The 2,085-nt window shown below is 55.0% G+C and carries 2 protein-coding genes; one reads left to right on the top strand and one right to left on the bottom strand.

All coding sequences use genetic code 11. From position 1 onward, the window contains the following. Positions 1-914: LysR family transcriptional regulator (locus MHN28_RS24745; RefSeq protein WP_239345711.1), on the bottom strand; the 914-nt coding region annotated here is incomplete at its 3' end. A gap of 232 nt (positions 915-1,146) precedes the next feature. Here MHN28_RS24745 and MHN28_RS24740 point away from each other — a divergent pair. Next, positions 1,147-2,085 (top strand): TRAP transporter substrate-binding protein (locus MHN28_RS24740; protein ID WP_239345710.1); only part of this gene is annotated, 939 nt, incomplete at its 3' end.

The raw sequence follows: 2,085 nt of genomic DNA, 5'->3' as shown, positions 1-2,085 counted from the left end.
TCGTTCCTGTAGGCCAGAACCTCGTGCCGGATCGCGTCTTTTAAAAGTTCAGCGGCCCCTTCGACCTCACGGTCGAGGGGGACAACGAATCCGACCGGAACCGTTTGCCGAGTTTTGAGGCGGCGCAGAACAAAACCCTGATCCAACAGCGACTTGGGGAAAATCCCATCGTTTATCGTGATGCTGCCTGCCGCCAACCCGATATATATCGACACGTCAACTGTCCCGCTTTCCTGACGCACATTCGGAGTAAGTCCCGCTTCGTCAAAGACCTTATCAATGCGTTGCCGCAATATCGCACCGCCTTCGATTAACGACAGGGGGGCATCTGCCAGGGCCTGTACCGGAATCTCTCGGTCGCCGGCCAATTCGTGATCCCGGGGCAGGGTGACGCATAAGGGAAAGTCAATTATAGGCTCTCCACGCACGCCGGAATGGACAACGGGAACCGACGTCAGTGCGATGTCGAACATTCGAGACGCCGCCCACCGTTTAAGGTTATGGCGCATTTCGACGCTGGTGTTTATGCGCGTGTCTGAACCGCTGTCCTTGTAAAATCGCTGTACGGCCGCGGGCAGGATTTGTTCCGCCAGACGCGGAAAGCTCAGGATACGGATCAACTGTTCCTTGTTTGCCCCGTCGCGAATAGCGTCAGAAATTCGGGGCAACTCATCCATCACGCTGAGTGCACGCATTGCCTCAGGCAAGAAGGTTTCCGCCGCCTCGGTTGGGATCAGGCGCTGTCGTTCCCGGCGGAACAGTTTCAGTTCAAGGTCGCTTTCCAATGCCGAAAGCATCCGACTTGCGGCGGACGGTGTCAGGTGCATCTGCTCGGCAACCTTGGCAATCGTACCCGCACCCATGACCTCAACGAAAAGCTTTAGCGACGGGATTTTTGGCATTCTTGCGGACAATTTAACTCTCCATTTTTGGCACCTGATTTATTGCGTTTCAGGAACCATCTATTGGGTATTACTCAATATCAGCACGAACTCCTTTTTGCTAGATTTCATTTAGATCCGGTTTCAGGAGACCCGGAACGACAAGCAAAATGCTGAACTTGGGCCAATTGGGCCCGCTTGCTGGACGCAGGGCCAGCAAATTGAGAAGGCCGTCCAAAAGGATGGCGATCAAGGGAGGATAGACATGAAACTCAGAAACTTGATTTCCGGATTGGCACTGAGTGTGGTGGCCGCTGCCGCACAGGCTGCGGATGTGGAATGGCGCTTTGCCAGCAAGCTGTCACCGGAAAGCGCCGAGGGGCAGACTCACCAATATTTCGCGGATCAGGTCGAAAAGCACTCGAACGGCAAGATGAAGATCACCATCTTCCCCTCCGAGCAGTTGGGCAAAGGAAGCGCCGTGTTGGAGCAGCTTCAGCTTGGTGCCATCCAGATATATGCCGAAGGTCCCCAGTACCCGCAAAAATGGGTGCCCGAGATCAAGCTGACTTCGGCGGCATTCCTGTTTGACGACCGGGACCATTGGGTACGCTTCATGGAAAGCGATCTGGTCAAAGGCTGGTACCAGAAGGCAGAGGACGAGGCAGGGATCAAGGTTCTGGGTAACCCCGCCCTGATCGCGCGCGGGCCTTACCGCGTGATGATGTCGACCATTCCGGTCTCATCGCTGGATGACGTATCGAAGCTCACGTTGCGCCTGCCGAATGATAAGGCCCAAACAGCTGCATGGGCGGAGTTGGGAGCCGAGGTGCGCACAATCGCGTTCTCAGAAGTCTATGAGGCAATGAAACGCGGCATTGTGAACTCGGTGAATGTACCGATCTCGTTGGCCGAGACCACCAAGGTCTATGAGGTGGCCAAAAACGTGACGGTTCACAAAGAGTTCTACCAGTCCATCGCATACATGATGAACAAGAAAGCCTGGGAAGAACTGGATCCTGAACTGCAAGAGGCGATGCTCAAGGCACATGCCGACCTCAAGGATTTTAGCTATGACATCAACCTCGCCAAGGCCGAGGAAGGCATGAAGATCATGGCGGACAACGGTGTGACATTCGCCGAAGTCGACCGTCAGCCCTTCATCGACGTGATGACAGCGTATTTCCAAAGTGAGACCGAGGCC

The sequence above is a fragment of the Ruegeria sp. Ofav3-42 genome (assembly GCF_022347725.1).
Lineage (GTDB): Bacteria > Pseudomonadota > Alphaproteobacteria > Rhodobacterales > Rhodobacteraceae > Ruegeria.
Note: the sequence above shows the minus strand (reverse complement) of the source record. Positions and strands in the feature narration are given on the sequence as shown.